11 protein-coding genes are annotated in these 17,407 nt (G+C 58.5%); 4 read left to right on the forward strand and 7 right to left on the reverse strand.

Annotated features, from left to right (window positions below; translation table 11 throughout):
* Window positions 1-9: 9 nt before the first annotated feature.
* The 3 genes from ABVR31_RS19405 to ABVR31_RS19415 form a co-directional block, all read right to left on the reverse strand.
* Window positions 10-333 (reverse strand): Hpt domain-containing protein, encoded by a 324-nt coding sequence (locus ABVR31_RS19405; protein WP_372774152.1) that lies wholly within the window; start codon window positions 331-333, stop codon window positions 10-12.
* A gap of 80 nt (window positions 334-413) precedes the next feature.
* Window positions 414-3,515: a response regulator gene (locus tag ABVR31_RS19410; RefSeq protein WP_372774154.1), complete on the reverse strand. Its 3,102-nt coding sequence runs from the start codon at window positions 3,513-3,515 to the stop codon at window positions 414-416.
* Window positions 3,515-4,138 (reverse strand): response regulator, encoded by a 624-nt coding sequence (locus tag ABVR31_RS19415; RefSeq protein ID WP_058758781.1) that lies wholly within the window; start codon window positions 4,136-4,138, stop codon window positions 3,515-3,517. The genes ABVR31_RS19410 and ABVR31_RS19415 overlap by 1 nt, the downstream gene beginning before the upstream one ends.
* Window positions 4,139-4,957: 819 nt before the next feature.
* Between ABVR31_RS19415 and ABVR31_RS19420 the strand changes: the two genes are divergently transcribed.
* From ABVR31_RS19420 to ABVR31_RS19430, 3 genes are all read left to right on the forward strand, one after another.
* Complete coding sequence (locus ABVR31_RS19420; RefSeq protein WP_372774156.1) at window positions 4,958-8,266, forward strand: autotransporter outer membrane beta-barrel domain-containing protein; 3,309 nt, start codon at window positions 4,958-4,960, stop codon at window positions 8,264-8,266.
* Between the two features lie 290 nt (window positions 8,267-8,556).
* Complete coding sequence (locus ABVR31_RS19425; RefSeq protein ID WP_372774158.1) at window positions 8,557-12,081, forward strand: autotransporter outer membrane beta-barrel domain-containing protein; 3,525 nt, start codon at window positions 8,557-8,559, stop codon at window positions 12,079-12,081.
* 73 nt (window positions 12,082-12,154) lie between these two features.
* Window positions 12,155-12,580, forward strand: a complete 426-nt coding sequence (locus tag ABVR31_RS19430) for a thiol-disulfide oxidoreductase DCC family protein (RefSeq protein WP_371221426.1) — start codon at window positions 12,155-12,157, stop codon at window positions 12,578-12,580.
* On the opposite strand, the gene arsC is transcribed toward ABVR31_RS19430, so the two are convergent.
* The 3 genes from arsC to ABVR31_RS19445 form a co-directional block, all read right to left on the reverse strand.
* Window positions 12,577-13,005, reverse strand: coding sequence for an arsenate reductase (glutaredoxin) (arsC, locus tag ABVR31_RS19435; RefSeq protein WP_059012276.1), 429 nt, complete (start codon window positions 13,003-13,005; stop codon window positions 12,577-12,579). The two genes, ABVR31_RS19430 and arsC, sit on opposite strands and share 4 nt — an antisense overlap.
* 17 nt (window positions 13,006-13,022) lie before the next feature.
* The gene (locus ABVR31_RS19440; RefSeq protein ID WP_372774161.1) at window positions 13,023-14,306 is read right to left on the reverse strand and encodes an arsenic transporter; all 1,284 of its coding nucleotides are present in this window, start codon (window positions 14,304-14,306) and stop codon (window positions 13,023-13,025) included.
* Window positions 14,307-14,375: 69 nt separating this feature from the next.
* Entirely contained in the window at window positions 14,376-14,729 is a 354-nt protein-coding gene (locus tag ABVR31_RS19445; RefSeq protein WP_021509466.1) for a metalloregulator ArsR/SmtB family transcription factor, read from the reverse strand.
* Window positions 14,730-15,077: 348 nt separating this feature from the next.
* Here ABVR31_RS19445 and ABVR31_RS19450 point away from each other — a divergent pair, with 348 nt between their 5' ends.
* The gene (locus tag ABVR31_RS19450) at window positions 15,078-16,373 is read left to right on the forward strand and encodes an MFS transporter (RefSeq protein WP_222952343.1); all 1,296 of its coding nucleotides are present in this window, start codon (window positions 15,078-15,080) and stop codon (window positions 16,371-16,373) included.
* Here the strand turns inward: ABVR31_RS19450 and ABVR31_RS19455 are convergent.
* Entirely contained in the window at window positions 16,370-17,269 is a 900-nt protein-coding gene (locus ABVR31_RS19455) for a LysR family transcriptional regulator (RefSeq protein ID WP_127834868.1), read from the reverse strand. The genes ABVR31_RS19450 and ABVR31_RS19455 overlap by 4 nt on opposite strands.
* Window positions 17,270-17,407 lie beyond the last annotated feature (138 nt).

Here is a 17,407-nt window from a genome sequence, read left to right on the forward strand (position 1 = left end):
GGCGTGCAATCAGTGCGCGCCGGCCTGGGCGGATGTGGTTTGCTGACGCAATGAGGCTTCCATCCTGTCCACCAGCGTTAGCGCTTCCCGCAAATGCAGCAGGATAATTTCCCTGTCTTCCTGCATTTCCGCCAGCTCTTCCAGCATTTCGCACTGCTCCGTCAGCTGACGGATACCGGTGACGCGCAGCGATCCGGTGATGCGATGAAACAGGCTGGCGGCAGTCGCGAGATCGCCGCTTTGCACCACGTCAATCGCCTGCGTCAGATCGGTGCGTGCTTCATTAATCACGATGTCGAGAAAATCCGCGATCGCGCCGGGGCTGTTGGGCATATATTTCTCAATTTCGGCGATATCCACCCAGTCAGAAAAATCATCACCGACCGACAGCGCACTGGCGCTGTGAATCTGGCTCAGAATGGTGGTAACTGCGCCAGCTTAACCGGCCGGAACACGCACTCGTTCATGCCCGCTTCGAGGCAGCGCTGGCGCTCCGACTGCTGCGCGTTGGCGGTAATGCCGATGATGTAGGTGTGCTTATCTTCCCGGCGGATGTTGCGCGTCATATCCAGACCGTTCATCACCGGCATATTGCAATCGGTAATGATCACGTCCGACTTCTGCTGCCGCCACTGCGCGAGGCCTTCTTCACCGTTGTTCGCTTCGCGGAAACGATGACCTAACAGCGTCAGCTGACGCGAAATAAGCAGGCGGTTGGCCGGATGATCGTCAATGATCAGCACATTCAGCGCGACCTGCGGCGCAGCCGGCAACGGTTCTGCGACCGGAGACGGCAGTGGGGTAGCGATATCACGCACGCTGACCGGCACGGCGACGTTCAATACCGTGCCGACGCCGGGTTCGCTCTCCAGAGAAATGCTGCCGCCCATCAGGCGGGTAATCTCCTGGCAGATAAACAGGCCCAGTCCGGTGCCAGCGTTATCCGACAGGCCCGCCTGTTCGAACGGGTGGAACAGCGCATTTTGCGCTGCTTTATCGATGCCGCGTCCGGTATCAGCCACCTGAATCCGCAGCTCGGTATGGCTCTCCAGCGGCGTCAGACCCACCGTCACCTTTACTTCACCCTGATCGGTGAACTTGACGGCGTTACCGACCAGGTTAGACAGCACCTGGCGTACGCGGCTGGCATCGCAAAACAGATCGTCATCGCCGACCGGCAGCATCAGGTTCAGGTTGATGCCTTTTTGCCGCGCCAGGCCGTCAAAGGCACAGATCACCGGACGCACCAGCGCATGCAGGCTGACCCACTGCGGCTGCAGCGTCATGCGGCCGGACTCTATCTTCGCCATATCGAGAATGTCGCCGACGATATCCATCAGGCTGACCGCCGCTTCGTGCGCGACGCGAATCAGTTCGGTATCGGCGCGGCCTTCCTGCGTCTGCAGTTCCAGCAGGCCAATCACCGCGCTGAGCGGCGTGCGAATTTCATGGCTCATGGTGGCGAGGAAGTCGCTTTTGCTCTGGCTGGCCAGTTCGGTGGCTTCGCGTGCCAGCGAAAGATCTTCCAGCAATTGCAGGTAGTCGGTAACATCCTGCCAGCCACAAATCAGTCCGCCGCTGCCGACTTCATCGCCGGTATACGACGTCATCCAGTGACGGATGTGACGCTTCTGCCGCCCGTCATCAATAACAAACTCTGCTTCTTCCGGAATGTCGCCGGGCTGGATGTTTTTGTCGATCTGCTGCCACACGTGGTACAGCGGATGGCGACAGTCATACAGCGAATAGCCCAGATGGGTTTGCTCTTCCGGGGTGAAAAACTGGGTAAACGCCGGATTGGTGTGCACGATCATCCCATCCAGCGAGGCCACATAAAACGGCCGCGGCGGACCATTGATCAGGCGATCGCGCAGCTGAATTTCCTGGCGCAGCAGCGCTTTGGTGCGGCGCGTCCGTTTGACCTGCCGCATCAGCAGCACCGCCCAGACAAAGGTGACGGCGATGATGGTGGCTGCGCCCAGCGCGCCGACATAAAACTCTTTGCGGTACAGCTTCCAGGTGTCGAAATGCGCGGCGGGCGTGGCCTGCCAGTGGGTTAATACATCGGTCATCATGCCGGCCGGAATCGCTGCCAGCGCTTTGTTCATGATGTCCTGCAGTTCCGGCTCGCTGCGGCTGACGCCAAAGGCGATAGCCGCTTCCTGCGCCGGTTTCAGCTCGGTTAAGCGCAGTTTGCCGGGATACAGACCTTCAGAGAGATAGCGCGCGCCCACCAGCGTATTAATGGTGGCGTCGGTTTGCCCATCCGCCACCCACTGCATCGCCAGACTGGGATTGCCAACATAATCGACTGACACATCAGGATATTTTTTCAGAAACCAGTGGGAGGCATCCTGCTCGCGCACCAGCGCGGCGCGTTTTGGCGGCGCATCCTGCGCGGCCGTGTTGGTCACCAGCACTTCCGGCGTGAACATAAACGGTGTGGTCATCAAAAAGTCACGGCTGCGCTGCTGGCTCCAGATCAGCGGTGCAGCAATCGTGACATCGCCGCGTTTCATCCGCGCGGTCAGATCACGACTGTCGCTGATCTCAATAAAGTTGAAGCTCAGCCCAGTGCGCATTTCAATCAGGTTGAGCAACTCCGGCACGATGCCGGTGATTTCGCCCTGCGCGTTTTTGATAAAGAACGGTGCCACCAGGTCCGTGACCGCCATGTTGATTTGGTTGTGCGTCTGCAGCCAGGCCTGCTCGGTGGGCGTCAGCGCCAGCGGCGTGGTGACAAAGCGCGTGATGTTGGCGATATCCCAGCGTGCGGCAATGATCTCACCGGCCGCGTGGCGCTGCAGGGCGTCAAACGCAATGCGCATCGCCCGCGCCAGCACGTGTTCTTTACTGTTGACCACAAAGCGATACGGCGAACTGAGATCGGGCAGAATGTGATCGATGGTTAGCGTATTCAGGTAGTTGCGTTCAATCAGGTAATAGGCTTCCACTGCCGGCACATCGGCATAGGGCAGGGTGCCCATGGCGACCTGCGGCAGCTGGCTGTAGGGAGAGGTTATCGCCGGACCGGGTAAAAACTCCTGACCAGCCAGCGGGTTACTGCTGCTGCGCACCACCCGAACCGGACTGGCTTTCAGCGCGGTTACGCTGATGGTGTCGTTAACATGCGCCGGCACCGCCTCTCCGGCCGGCACAAAAATCATATCCAGCTCTTCGCGCGCCAGCGCGGCAAAGGCTTCGGGCGCGGTGTCATAATGTTTGACGCGAAAACTGATACCCAGGCTGTGCAGCGCAGCGTAAGCCGCATCGGGAATGTAGCCAAACACTCTTCCTTCAGGATTTGTGCGCAGCATCGGTGGCCGATCCGGCCCATAGATGCCAATCACGCTGTCGCGCTTTTGCCCCAGCCAGTGCCAGTCGCTGTCATTGAGCATCGGCGCGGGCATCGCCGGCAAATCGTTGGGCTGATAATTAAGCTGCTGCACCGCCGCGCGCAGTGGGGCGACCAGCAGCAGCGCGCAGCACAGCGCGCACAGGAAAAAAAGTCGCATCAGTTAATCTGGTTCCGGCGGGTGAAATCGAGTAAATCCTTTTGATTTTTCAGCGATAACTTTTCCATCAGTCTGGCTTTATAGGTGCTGACCGTTTTATTGCTGAGCTTCATGCGGTTGGCAATTTTGACAATCTCGGTGCCTTCACCGAGGTAACGCAGCACTTCATATTCGCGATGCGACAGCAGCAGCAGTTTGTCGCTGTCCTGCACCAGTTGATCGCCCTCCGCCTGGTGACTCAGGCGCAGCGGGAAAAAACCATAGCCGGACAGCACCGCGTCGACGGCGTGGGTCAGATCATTGAGGTTGTTTTTTTTACTGATAAAGCCATTGGCACCGGCTTTTTTACTCTCGTAAGCGTAAAATTCCGCGTTTTTTCCGCTCATCACGATCACCGGGATCAATGATCCGGCGGTGCGAAGGTTCTTAACCGCTTCAATACCGCCAATGCCGGGCAGATCAATATCAATAATTGCCGCATCGGCACCTTTCTCTTTGACCAGGCTAAATATATTGTCGCCGTCGCCAGCCTCTGCTGAAACACGATGTCCGGCATTTTCCAGCACCAGCCGTATCGCCACGCGCACAATAGGATGATCATCCACAATAACAAAGTTAGCCATACGTACTGCCTTTCTCTTAATTAATCTGAGCACGCTCATTCAAAAGCACACTTATATAACGGCATCTTAATTAACTCAAGACCATTCTGTTTGCAGGCATTTATTTTTAAATGTAGTCCATAACTTACAGTTGATTTCTGATTGTCTTATTTACAACGTTTCAATCTGTACTGCGACTTTTCTGCATAGCACAAAGATTATTCACCAAAGATAAACGACGCCAGTTACCCGAACTTAAGCGCGAAAGATTAAATGTTTGTCAATCTGTTCTGGTTTTAGTTGCTAAATATCCTTCTCACAGTAATTTATTATAAATCAACATCCTATGTGGAATTTCTGGTTCGTGATTGTTGTGATTTTGTTAAGTGATGCATTAACGGGTAAATGATTTATTTAGAGGTTTGGCTGTTTGTATTGCATTTAAGTTGCGCCACATGCGTATTGAATTCTGATCGATTTAATAAACGTAAAATTAACCGTCCGGCATTCTGCCTTGCGCGGGTGGAATTTGTGCTTATTCTTTCCCGGCCAGATTTGTGCTGATGCATGGTTTTTAACTCATTTAAATTTATCGGTTTAGTAAACTGTAGTCCTTAGCCTACGGCGTAATGTGATTTTTTTATTTATCCCGAAGAGAAAGTTTTGAGACAGGTCTTAGATCAGATAAGACCGGTCTCAACGTTAGAATTCAGCCAAATCCGGTTGTTTTAATCATTTCTCAGCGCAATGCGACAGAAAAATAACCTGTTGCAGTGCGGCTGTTTTACCCGTTACGTCATTCCGCTGGTGGAGCGACATAACCTGAATCAGGAAAAAAGCATGAACAAAAATTATCGTGTTATCTGGAATTATGCCCAGCAATGTTATGTCGTGGCCTCGGAACTGGCGCGCGGTAAAGTGAAATCATCACGTTCAGGAAAAACGGCAAATAAAGCCTTATTCATCAGCGGCGCGCTCGGTTCAGTGCTGCTGCTGACCGCTTCACCGGCGGCGCTGGCGGCAAACGGGGCGACTGCAACCGGCCCGGAACAAACCCTGAATCTGAGCAACCAGACACTGCAGGCGACGGGCAAAGATCATCACGGGCTGCTGGTTGAGAACGGCGCAAAGGCCAGCGCCACGGATGTGAAGGTATTGACCGATGGCACTGATGGCTACGGTGTATTCTCCACCCTGGCGTCTTCGGCCATTGAGATGACGCACGGCAGCGTGCAAACCACGGGCGACGGCGGCTACGGCGTGGTCGCCAGCCTGACCGGCACATTGAAACTGGATGGCACCCGCGTGGAAACCACGGGAAAAACTGCCTACGGCGCCTATGCCTCTTCGGCCGGGATCATTAACAGCCTGAACGCAGATTATGTCACCCACGGCGACGGTGCCTATGGTGTTTACTCCCGTGGCACCGGTTCACTGATCGATATCGCAGGTGGCAGCGTCACCACCACTGGCACTAAGGCTTATGGTCTGGTGGCGGGTTCCGGCGGCAGGCTGATTGCGGATGGCGTAAATGTGGTCACCCATGGCGACCAGTCCTTTGGTGTTTTTGCTAACCTGGCCGGGACAGAAGTTACGCTGGCAGGCGGAGCAGTGACGACCAGCGGCTCCAACGCTTACGGTCTGGCAGCGATTTCCGGTGGCAAAGTCAACGCCGGCGGCGTGCAGGTTGCGACCAGCGGGCAGGATGCCCACGGTCTGTACGTTGGTGGCTCGGGGATGATGACCACCTCAGATGCTCACGTCAGCACTTCTGGCCGGAATGCACACGGCGGCTACGCCAGTGGCGAGGGTTCTGTGCTGAACGTGGACAATAGTACATTTGTAGTCAGCGGCGCAGGCTCCAATGGCCTGAATGCAGACGCAAAGTCGACGCTCAATGCCTCAAATTCTCAGATAGACGTCGCTGGCAGCGGCTCGGGCGTGATCGCCAATGATTCCGGAACGGTGCTCAGTCTCTCTGACAGCCGAATCAACATTGGTCGCAATGGCGGATACGCCGCATTAAGCTATAACAATGCAACCATCAACCTGAAAAACGTCGATATTACCACTGACGCAGGCAATGCAGCCCTGTCTTCAGGTTTTTCAGCCAATATCGATGCTGAAAATGTTTTCGTACAGGCGCGCAGTGGCGGTTATGGCCTTGAGGTGCAGGATGGCAGCACATTTTCAGGAAATAATATCACCATTGATAAAACGGGGTCTGATGCGGAAGGTTTCAATGCTGCAATTAATGTAGTGGGTTTAGTCAATCCGGATTTACTTACCAGTGTTTACCTGACGGATTCGAACATTACCGTTACCGGCGATAATGCCACCGGCATTGTCTCCAAACAACAGGCCACGCTGGCGGACATTAAACTCGCCAACACCCGCATTAACGCCACCGACGGCACCGCCGTTAACGTGCTGACCTGCACCAGCATGAATATCGACGCCGACAACTCGCTGCTGAGCGGCAGCATGCTGCTGAAAACCGGCTACAGCACCACCGCAGGCGCGACCGCCGGCTCGGTGGTACTGAACGGCAGCAACCACTCGCTGTTCATCGGTGACGTGGACATCGACCGCAGCCAGACGCAGGACAGCCAGATCAACCTGAGCGGCAGCTCGGTGTGGACCGGCGCGTCCAGCGGCCTGAATACGCTGACGCTCAGCGACAACAGCCAGTGGAACATCATGGACAACAGCAGCGTCGATGCGCTGACCGCAAATAACAGCGTGATCAACGTGGCGCACAACACCGCGAACTTTACGGTGCTGACCGTCAACGGCAACTACACGGCGGATAACGCCACGCTGGTGATGAACGCGGCGCTGGGCGGTGACACCTCGGCCACAGACCGGCTGCACGTGCTGGGCGACGTGAATGGCAACACCGAGGTGGCGGTGAACAACGCCGGCGGCAGCGGCGCGCAGACCATTCAGGGGCTGCAGCTGATTCAGGTGGACGGCGCGGTCAACGGCGACTTCCGCAAGAAGGGCCGCATCGTGGCCGGCGCCTACGATTATGACCTGGTAAAAGGCCGCGGGGCCGACGGCCACAACTGGTATCTGGTAAGCGACAAAAACGGCAGCGATACCACTCCGGCTGAACCGAACCCGGTGACCACGCCGGGCGAAGGCGCGGGCGGGGACATCATCGCGCCGCCGGCGGAGCTGCACAACATGATTGTGCGCCCGGAAGCGGCCAGCTACAGCGCCAACCTCGCGGCGGCCAACACGCTGTTCGCCACCAGCATGGACGACCGCCCGGGCGTCACGCAGTACACGGACGCGAACGGCCGGCAGCAGCACACCCGCCTGTGGCTGCGCAACAGCGGCGGCCACAACCACCAGAAAGACAGCAGCGGCCAGCTGAAAACCGACACCAACCGCTACGCGCTGCAGCTGGGCGGCGACCTGGCGACCGGTACGCTGAACGGCACGGACAGCCTGCGCCTCGGCGCGATGGCCGGCTACGGTAACGCGCAGAGCAAATCGCGCTCGGCGGTGAGCGGCTACCAGTCGCGCGGCCAGGTGCACGGCTACAACCTCGGCGTGTACGGCACCTGGCAGCAGAACGCGGCGGCGCGCAGCGGCGCGTTTATCGACAGCACGCTGAGCTACAGCTGGTTCGACAACAGCATCAAGGGCGAGGATATCGGCGAGGAGTCCTACAAATCGAAGGGCATCCTGGCGTCGCTCGCCGGCGGCTACAGCGCTGAAGTGGCAAAAATCACCGAGTCGACCGGGTTCTGGCTGCGCCCGCAGGCGATGCTGAACTGGCAGGGCGTGAAGGGCGATGACCTCACCGAAGGCAACGGCACCCGCGTGCACGGCACCGGCGAAGATAACCTGCAGAGCCACGCCGGCGTGCGCGCCTCGCTGCGCTCCGCGCTGGACCAGGGCCGCAGCGTGGAGCCGTACGTGGAGGCCAGCTGGGTACACAACACCCGCGCGCTGGGCACCTCGATGAACGGCGTCACCATCCACCAGGCCGGCATGCGCAACGCCGGTGAGCTGAAGCTGGGCGTGGACGCCACGCTAAGCGCTAACGTTAACCTGTGGGGCGGCGTGGCGCAGCAGCTGAGCAGCCACAGCTACAGCGACACCAGCGCCATCGCCGGCGTAAAAGTCAGCTTCTGATGACAGACGGCTCCCGCAACGGGGGCCGTTTTTTTATCCCCGCCATTTACCCTCGCCCTCAGCAGACTTCTTCTGCAGCCAGGTTTTCTCCGCTGCATTGCACGATTTATTGATCCTGAACATAGCGCGACAGCTTGCTTTTTGTAGTCCGGCGACTACAGCCGCCTGCCGGTGCTCTCATGTTCACCCCCTGACGATTTTGCGAAGATTTTTTCATCGGCCACTTCAGGCTGAACGGCAGAAAGAGAGTTAAGCCGCAAGATTTTGATTGAATCCGGGTCAGGAAAATTATGAACAAAAGTTATCGCGTTATCTGGAATTATGCCCTGCAATGTTATGTCGTCACCTCTGAACTGGCGCGCGGCAAAGTCAAATTATCCTGTTCAGGTAAAGCGGCGGGTAAATCACGGCTGATCGGCGGCGCGCTGGGCTCGGCGCTGCTGCTGGCAGGTTCACCGGCGGCGCTGGCCGCCAACGGTGCCACCATCAGCGACCCGGCGCAGCCGGTGGAGCTGAATAATCAGACGCTGCAGGCGACCGGCGACAAATACTACGGGCTGCTGGTGCAGAACGGCGGAAAAGCTACCGCCACCGACGTAACGGTGCTTAACGCGGGCACCAGCGGCTACGGCGTGTTTTCTACCGCCGGCTCGGCTTCTGCGGAGATGATGCGCGGCAGCGTGACCACCAGCGGCGCGGGTGGCTACGGTGTAGTGGCCAGCCTGACCGGCGTGGTGAAAACCAACGGCACAAAAGTGGAAACTTCCGGCCAGTCTGCCCACGCCGCCTACGCCTCTTCTGGCGGTATCATTAACAGTACGGATACTGACTATATTACCCACGGCGACGGCGCGTACGGCATTTATTCGCGTGCCGCGGGCTCGCTGATCGATCTGCGCGGCGGCAGCGTGACGACCGACGGCAGTAAAGCCTACGGTCTGGTGGCGGGTTCTGGCGGCGGGCTCGTTGCCAGCGATGTGAATATCACCACCCGTGGTGACGATTCATCGGGTGTTTTTAGTAACCTGGCCAACACGGACATCACTCTGACAGGCGGAACAGTGACGACCAGCGGCACCAGAGCCTCCGGTCTTGCAGCGGATTCTGGCGGCAAACTCAGCGCCAGCGATGTGCAGGTTAGCACCAGCGGTGCGCAGTCCAATGGCGTGACCGCCAGCAATGCCGGCACGGAAGTCACGCTGACGGGCGGAACGTACTCCACCAGCGGTGAAAGTGCGCATGGTATCTATGCCGGGAGCACCGCAACATTGGATGCCCGCGGGGTGCAGGTTGTAACCGGCGGCGTTAAGTCTTATGGCGCTTACGCTGACAATGCCGGCACGGAGTTGACGCTGGCAGACAGTACGCTGACAACTACCGGAAGAAACGCTTATGGCGCATATGCCGCGAGCGGCGCGAAGCTGAACATTTCAGGAATAAAATTAAATACTTCAGGTGATTATGCTGATGGAGGGTATGTCAGTGGTGAAGGCTCTCTTCTGAATGTGAATGACAGTACAATTGCAACCAGTGGCAACGGGGCAAATGGTTTAAAGGCAGACGGAAAATCAACGCTTAATGCCAGCAATACCGTGATTGCAATTACGGGCAACGGCTCCGGCACCTACTCGTCAGGAAAAGGAACAGTTTTGAACCTTTCCGACAGCAAGATCGAAATGGGACAAAGTGCAGGAAATGCCGTTCTGAGCATATCGGATAGCACAACTAATCTTAAAAATGCTGAAATTATCACTGATTCCAGTAATTCGGCATTGGCAGCGGCTTTTGGCGGTACATTAAATAGTGAAAATGTTTCCGTGCAGGCGCGCAGCGGCGGTTACGGGATTGAAGTACAGGATGGCAGCACATTTAATGGTAATAACGTTACCATTGAAAAAAGCGGCACGGATGCTGAAGGGTTTAACGCGGCCATCAACGTGCTGAATTTATATTCTCCGGATGCACATAATACGCTTTCCCTGAGTGATTCCGCTATTAATGTCTCCGGCGAAAGCGCCACTGGTATTGTCTCCAAACGACAGGCCACGCTGGCGGATATTAAACTGGCGAACACCGCCATCACCGCCACCGAGGGCACCGCCGTTAACGTGCTGACCGGCACCGACATGCACATCGACGCTGATAACTCGCTGCTGAGCGGCAGCACGCTGCTGAAAACCGGCTACAGCACCACCGAAGGCGCGACCGCCGGCTCGGTGGTACTGAACGGCAGCAACCACTCGCTGTTCGAAGGCAACGTGGACATTGACCGCAGCCAGACCACCGACAGCCAGATCAACCTGAGCGGCAGCTCGGCGTGGACCGGCGCGTCATCCGGCCTGAATACGCTGACGCTGAATGACAACAGCCAGTGGAACATTACCGGCGACAGCAGCGTTGACGCGCTGAGCGCCAGCAACAGCACGCTGAACTTCACCCACGACGGGTCTGGCTTCAGCACCCTGACGGTCAACGGCAACTACAGCGGCGATAACAGCACGCTGGTAATGAACGCGGCGCTGGGCGGCGACAACTCGGCGACGGATAAACTGCACATCCTCGGCGACAGCAGCGGCAGCACCAACTTGGTGGTGAACAACGCCGGCGGCAGCGGCGCGCAGACCATTCAGGGCCTGAACATTATTCAGGTGGACGGTGCCAGCAACGGTGAATTCCGTCAGAAAGGACGTATCGTCGCCGGTGCCTATGACTACAACCTGGTGAAGGGCGCGGATCAGCACGGCTGGTATCTGGTGAGCGACAAAAACGGCAGCGAGCCCGATCCGGTGGTGACGCCGGGCGAGGGCGAGGGCGGTGAAGTCGTCGAGCCACCGGTGAGCCAGCACGACATGATCGTGCGTCCGGAAGCGGCGAGCTACAGCGCCAACCTCGCGGCGGCCAACACGCTGTTTACCACCAGCATGGATGACCGTCCGGCGGAAACCTTCTATACCGACGCGAACGGCCAGCAGCAGAGCACGCGCCTGTGGCTGCACAACAGCGCCGGCCACAGCCGGGTGAAAGACAGCAGCGGCCAGCTGAAGTCCGACACCAACCGCTACGCCATCCAGCTGGGCGGCGACGTGGCGGGCGGCACGCTGACCGGCAGCGACAGCCTGCGCCTCGGCGCGATGGCCGGCTACGGCAACGCGCAGAGCAAGTCGCGCTCGGCGGTGAGCGGCTATCAGTCGCGTGGCCAGGTGAACGGCTACAGTCTGGGCGTGTATGGCAGCTGGCTGCAGAACGCGGCGGAGCAGAGCGGTGCATTTGTTGACAGCTCACTGAGCTACGGCTGGTTTGACAACAGCGTGAAGGGTGATGACATCGGCCAGCAGTCGTACAAATCCAAAGGCATCAGCGCGTCGCTGGCCGGCGGCTACCGCGCAGAAGTGGCGAGGCTGAGCGACAGCACCAGCCTGTGGCTGCGTCCGCAGGCGCAGCTGAACTGGCAGGGCGTGAAGGCGAACGACGTGAAAGAGCAGAACGGCAGCCGCGTGCAGGCCACCGGTCAGGACAACCTGCAGAGCCGCCTCGGCGTGCGCGCCTCGCTGCGCACGCTGCTGGATCCGCAGTCGCAGAGCGCCATCGAGCCGTACGCCGAAGCGAACTGGCTGCACAACAGCAGGGCGTTTGGCACCGCGCTGAACGGCGTCAATATCCAGCAGGCGGGCACGCGCAATGCCGCCGAGGTGAAGCTGGGCTTGGACGCGCGGCTGAACGCGAACGTCAACCTGTGGGGCGGCGTGGCGCAGCAGCTGGGCAATCACAGCTACAGCGACACCAGCGCAGTGGCGGGCGTGAAAGTCAGCTTCTGATAAGTGACATATAATAGAACCGGTGGGGCGTGTCGCCTCACCGGTTTTTTTGTATCTGTAATGCGGAGGTCAGGTGTCATCATTTGTGCAACCCGAGTCCGGCCAGCCGATCATTCTTTATGATGGACAATGCAAGCTGTGTAATGCCTGGGTGATTTTTCTGCTGCGCCACCGCCTGCCGCGCGATTATCACTTTGCAGCGATCCAGAGCGAGCGCGGCAAACAGCTGCTGCAGCGTGCCGGATTACCGCACGATAACATCCGCACCATCGTGTTACTGCGCGATGGGCAGCACTGGCTGCGCGCGCAGGCCATCTGTCGCATTATGCACTCGCTGCCCTGGCCGTGGCGCGCCTGCGGCGTTCTGCGTTATCTGCCGGACGGGCTCACTAACCTGATCTACAACCTGATTGCCCGCAATCGCTATCGCCTGTTTGGCCGTTACGACCAGGTGCACGCGATTGAAGCAGATTATCCCGGACGATTTCTGACCGACTAAAGACTGACGCGCCGGCCCTGGGCATCAATCACCACCTCACCATCCTCTTTAGTAAACGGACCGCGCTGCGCATCGGGCAGGATATCCAGCACCTGCTCAGAAGGACGGCACAGACGCGTTCCCAGTGGCGTCACCACAATCGGGCGGTTGATGAGAATCGGCTGCGCCAGCATGACATCCAGCAGCTGCTCATCGCTCAGCGCTTCACGTGCGGGCCCCAGCGCCTGCCAGGCGTCGGTGTTTTGGCGCACCAGCGCGCGCAGGCCAATCCCCATGGCGTCGATCAATTGCTGCAACGTTTCACGCGTGGGCGGCGTAACCAGATAAAGCACAATGGTGGGCTCGACGCCGCTGTTGCGAATCAGTGCCAGCGTATTGCGCGAGGTGCCGCAGTCCGGGTTGTGATAGATCGTAATGTTAGTCATTGTCAGTCTCTTAACGGTCAAAGGGAAAGGCGCAGCGCCAGAGCTGCCAGCGTCACGGCCAGCACCGGTAACGTCAGGGTGATGCCGACGCGAAAATAGTAGCCCCAGCTGATGCGAATCTCTTTTTGTGCCAGCACGTGCAGCCACAGCAGCGTTGCCAGACTGCCAATCGGGGTGATTTTCGGGCCCAGATCGCAGCCGATAATGTTGGCGTAAATCATCGCCTCGCGCACCACGCCCTGCGCCGTGCTGGCATCAATCGCCAGGGCGCCCACCAGCACCGTCGGCATATTGTTCATGATGGAGGAGAGCAGGGCGCTGAAGAAGCCCGTGGCAAACGTTGCGCCCCACAGGCCGGTTGCAGAAAAACTATTCAGCAAGCCGGTAAGCCAGAGGGTCAGCCCGGCGTTGCGCAAACCATACACCACCAGGTACATGCCGAGCGAAAACACCACAATCTGCCACGGCGCGCTGCGCAGCACTTTACCCGTATCAATCACCTGACCCCGCCGCGCCACCAGCCACAGCATCAGTGCGCCTGCGGCGGCCACGGCACTTACCGGTACGCCCAGCGGCTCCAGGGCAAAAAAGCCAGCCAGCAATAAGAGCAGCACCAGCCATCCCGCGCGGAAAGTAGCTCGATCCCGAATCGCCGCCGCGGGCGAGGTCAGCCGGGCGCTATCGTAGCTGAGCGGTAGCTCTTTGCGGAAAAACAGGTGCAGCATCAGCAATGTCGCCAGTACTGCCGCGAGCGTGACCGGCACCATCACGGCGGCGTAATCGCCAAAGCCGAGCCGGAAATAGTCGGCGGAGACGATGTTAACCAGATTGGACACCACCAGCGGCAGGCTGGCGGTATCGGCGATAAACCCGGCCGCCATGACAAACGCCAGCGTGGCCCCCCGGCTGAAACCCAGCGCCAGCAGCATCGCGATCACGATAGGCGTCAGAATCAGCGCGGCGCCGTCATTGGCAAACAGCGCGGCGACTGCGGCACCCAGCAGGATAATAAAGGAGAACAATTTCTTACCGCTGCCACCGCCCCAGCGCGCCACATGCAGCGCCGCCCAGGCAAAAAAGCCAGCCTCATCAAGCAGCAGGCTAATGATGATCACCGCGATAAAGGTGGCGGTGGCGTTCCAGACAATCTGCCACACTGCCGGGATATCGCCGGGATGCACCACGCCCGTCAGCAGCGCCAGAAGCGCGCCGGCGCTGGCGCTCCAGCCAATGCCTAGCCCGCGCGGTTGCCAGATCACCAGCAGTAAAGTCATGGCGAAAATAGTCCCTGCCAGTAACATGTTTCCTCCGGAAAGTCAGGTTGTGTTCGTTTCATATATGGTAAATCGAATATGTATGGGTAAAATTTTTTACAGACACACCGCCCGGCCATCGGTGGTCAGCTGGTCACGCTGCACCGGCAGCAGCAGGGCATGGATCGCATCGCGCTGGCATTGCCATGCCTGTTCGATCACCGTCGCTGCCCACACCGGCATATGTGGCGAAAGGCGATAGTGGATCCACTTGCCGTCACGGCGATCGCTCAGCAAACCGCTGTTGCGTAGCAGCGCCAGATGACGGGAAATCTTCGGCTGCGGCAGTTGCAGAATGGCAGACAGCTCGCACACGCACAGCTCCTGACGTTCTTTCAGCAGCAGCACCAGCGTCAGACGCGTCTCGTCGGAAAGGTTTTTAAACAGCTGCAGTGGCGTTAGCGGCGACATAATCCCTCCTGAATGGAAAGCAAACAGTGTGGTGCGGCAACGTGATGAAGTCAACTACATATGCGAAAAAAGAGATGTGTTAATCCTGTGATGCGCCAGGCGCACGGTGGGCGGCTTGAAGCGGGTCACAAATCTGTATTGTAGTGCCGGCGGGCCTGAGCGAAGTAAAAACGGGTCTGGCTTTGTTAACTCATTGTTAATATTGAGGACAGCCCATTGCCGGCAGCGATTAATGCGTCAGATGCATCACGCCATGCGTTTATTGCGCTTATTAACCTTAACGTTCTGATCCAGTCTTCCGAAGCAGGCGCGATTGATAACAGCGCCAGGGACAAACTGGAGATACTTATGCATTCCTCTGCCTTACCGATGACCACCCGAGCCCGGGTTGGCGCTATTTTCCGCGTCACCTCCGGCAACTTCCTCGAACAGTTCGATTTCTTCCTGTTCGGTTTCTATGCCACCTATATCGCGCACACCTTTTTCCCCGCCAGCAGCGAATTCGCGTCGCTGATGATGACCTTTGCGGTGTTCGGTGCCGGCTTCCTAATGCGGCCGATTGGCGCGATTGTGCTGGGCGCTTATATCGATAAGGTTGGCCGGCGCAAAGGGCTGATCGTCACGCTGTCGATCATGGCGGCGGGCACCTTCCTGATCGTGCTGATCCCGTCGTACCAGTCGATTGGCCTGTGGGCGCCGCTGCTGGTGCTGATTGGCCGTTTGCTGCAGGGCTTCTCGGCCGGGGCAGAACTGGGTGGCGTGTCGGTTTATCTGGCAGAGATTGCCACGCCAGGGCGCAAAGGTTTCTACACCAGCTGGCAATCCGGCAGTCAGCAGGTTGCCATCATGGTCGCTGCCGCAATGGGCTTCGCGCTCAATGCTGCGCTGGAGCAGAGCGCCATCAGCGCCTGGGGCTGGCGTATTCCATTCCTGTTTGGCTGCCTGATCGTGCCGTTTATCTTTATTCTGCGTCGCCGTCTGGAGGAAACGCAGGAGTTCAGCGCGCGCCGTCATCATCTGGATATGCGTCAGGTATTTAGCACGCTGTTACAAAACTGGCCGGTGGTGATTGCCGGGATGCTGATGGTGGCGATGACCACCACCGCGTTCTACCTCATTACCGTCTATGCACCTACCTTCGGCAAAAAAGTGCTGATGCTGAGCGCCTCGGACAGCCTGCTGGTGACGCTGCTGGTGGCGATCTCCAACTTTATCTGGCTGCCAGTTGGCGGTGCGCTGTCGGACCGCTTTGGGCGTAAACCGGTGCTGCTGGCGATGACGCTGCTGGCGCTGGCGACCGCTTATCCGGCACTGACGCTGCTGGCGCAGACGCCGACCTTCAGCATGATGCTGAGCGTGCTGCTGTGGCTGTCGTTTATTTACGGCCTGTATAACGGTGCGATGATCCCGGCGCTGACTGAAGTGATGCCGGCAGAAGTGCGCGTCGCCGGTTTCTCGCTGGCCTACAGCCTGGCAACCGCGCTGTTTGGCGGCTTCACGCCGGTGGTGTCTACCGCGCTGATCGAATACACCGGCGACAAGGCGTCACCGGGTTACTGGATGAGCTTTGCAGCGATTTGCGCGCTGCTGGCGACGCTGTACCTGTATCGCCGCCGCGCGCTGACGTTGCAAACCGCGCGTTAAGCGTGCTGAGACTGTTCGATAATCAGCTTTTCCAGCTCCGCAGCGACGTAAGATTGCATACGTCCGCTGCGGCGAATTAATCCTACCGAACGGGTGACCTGCGGATCGGTCAGCGCCAGCTGGCGCAGCAGCGGATGCCCGTTCGCCGGCATCGACATCGCGGGCACGGCAGCAATGCCGATGCCCGCTTCTACCATCCCCAGCAGCGTCGTGACATGGCGCGTTTCGCAGATACTTTGCCGGGCGGGCGTAAGATGCGCCAGCGCACTGTCCAGCAGATTGCGGTTACCGGACACCTTATCCAGCGCCACATAATCCTGCGCAAAATACTCCTGCCAGCTGAGCTGCTGGCGCGTCGCCAGCGGATGATCGTGGCGACAGGCGGCGACGTAAACATCCTCCACCAGCGGCGTGAAGGTGAGCTCCGGCGGTAAATTGCGCGCAAAGCAGATACCGAAATCGGCCTGTCCGCTGCTCACTGCATCCATCACGTTGCCGACGCTGCTATCAATCAGCTTGATGCGCACGCGCGGGTAACGCGTCTGAAAGCGGCGGATCACCTCCGGCATAAAATAGTAAGCGCCTGAGGGCACGGTAGCGACGGTGATCAGGCCAGTGCGATCCTGGCTGGCGCGCTCGACGTCGGCCAGCATCGATTCGACATTATCCAGCAACTGCTCCGAGCGCTGAGCAAAGTTCTGACCATACAGCGTCAGCGTGACGCGCCGCGTGGTGCGGTCAAACAGCCGGGCACCGAGCGCCGCTTCCAGCTTCTCAATTCTGCGGCTGAGCGCTGACTGCGACAGGCAGATTGACTCCGCCGCCAGACGAAAGTTGCCGTACTCCACCAGCGCGCGGAAGGCGTAGAGATCGTTGAGGTCAAAATTGACGGGCATAACCGCGACTATCCTGCGTAATAACGCCAGCACACTGCGCCGCTGACGTTAAAAAGTTGTTATAGCCGACGAGTGTAACAGGCTGCAGGGCGTTTCCGGCGGCGCAGAGGGAAAAAATCCGCTTTTAGCGCATCAGCG

The organism is Pantoea sp. WEP, assembly GCF_041678305.1.
Taxonomy (GTDB): Bacteria; Pseudomonadota; Gammaproteobacteria; order Enterobacterales; family Enterobacteriaceae; genus Pantoea; species Pantoea dispersa.

What these genes read in the sequence shown, in the direction of transcription:
- ABVR31_RS19440 (WP_372774161.1), bottom strand. Translation starts at nt 14,306, where the DNA reads ATGTTACTGGCAGGGACTATTTTCGCCATGACTTTACTGCTGGTGATC.
- ABVR31_RS19420 (WP_372774156.1), top strand. Translation starts at nt 4,958, where the DNA reads ATGAACAAAAATTATCGTGTTATCTGGAATTATGCCCAGCAATGTTAT.
- ABVR31_RS19450 (WP_222952343.1), top strand. Translation starts at nt 15,078, where the DNA reads ATGCATTCCTCTGCCTTACCGATGACCACCCGAGCCCGGGTTGGCGCT.
- ABVR31_RS19410 (WP_372774154.1), bottom strand. Translation starts at nt 3,515, where the DNA reads ATGCGACTTTTTTTCCTGTGCGCGCTGTGCTGCGCGCTGCTGCTGGTC.
- arsC (WP_059012276.1), bottom strand. Translation starts at nt 13,005, where the DNA reads ATGACTAACATTACGATCTATCACAACCCGGACTGCGGCACCTCGCGC.
- ABVR31_RS19445 (WP_021509466.1), bottom strand. Translation starts at nt 14,729, where the DNA reads ATGTCGCCGCTAACGCCACTGCAGCTGTTTAAAAACCTTTCCGACGAG.
- ABVR31_RS19405 (WP_372774152.1), bottom strand. Translation starts at nt 333, where the DNA reads ATGCCCAACAGCCCCGGCGCGATCGCGGATTTTCTCGACATCGTGATT.
- ABVR31_RS19455 (WP_127834868.1), bottom strand. Translation starts at nt 17,269, where the DNA reads ATGCCCGTCAATTTTGACCTCAACGATCTCTACGCCTTCCGCGCGCTG.
- ABVR31_RS19425 (WP_372774158.1), top strand. Translation starts at nt 8,557, where the DNA reads ATGAACAAAAGTTATCGCGTTATCTGGAATTATGCCCTGCAATGTTAT.
- ABVR31_RS19415 (WP_058758781.1), bottom strand. Translation starts at nt 4,138, where the DNA reads ATGGCTAACTTTGTTATTGTGGATGATCATCCTATTGTGCGCGTGGCG.